Annotated in this window: 1 rRNA gene; it reads right to left on the reverse strand. The window is 46.2% G+C overall.

The features are described from left to right. Positions 1-319 precede the first annotated feature (319 nt). Positions 320-533: ribosomal RNA gene (locus M3182_RS25575) — 16S ribosomal RNA — on the reverse strand; the annotation flags it as partial.

The following is a 533-nucleotide window of genomic DNA, read 5'->3' on the forward strand; positions in this document are numbered from 1 at the left end:
ATGGCGATACTCGGTTTCTTTAAAAGAAATTCTTTTAAAGAGTTTTACTTTTGCCTTCTTACTTACGATTATCTAGTTTTCAAGGAACAATAACCGAAAAGCGGAAGCGTCTCGCTCAGACCCGACAAGCGCTGGAGGTACAGCATTTGAAGTCGTTCTTTGACTTCAAGTGATGGACCAAGCGACCTCGAGGGTCTAGACGCTGTAGCTAGACAGCATTTTGAGAGAATATTGCACTCTCAAAACTAAACAAACAAGTTAGTCAACATTACGAATCGTAAGATTCGCATTCCGAATGTCCTTACGACATTATCCTTAGAAAGGAGGTGATCCAGCCGCACCTTCCGATACGGCTACCTTGTTACGACTTCACCCCAATCATCTGTCCCACCTTAGGCGGCTGGCCCCAGGGGCAAAACTTAGCTTCCTTTAAATATAATAAGATGCTAAGTTTTGCCCCCGGTTACCCCACCGACTTCGGGTGTTACAAACTCTCGTGGTGTGACGGGCGGTGTGTACAAGGCCCGGGAACG

The sequence above is a fragment of the Mesobacillus maritimus genome (assembly GCF_023715205.1).
GTDB classification, from domain to species: domain Bacteria; phylum Bacillota; class Bacilli; order Bacillales; family Cytobacillaceae; genus Mesobacillus_B; species Mesobacillus_B maritimus_C.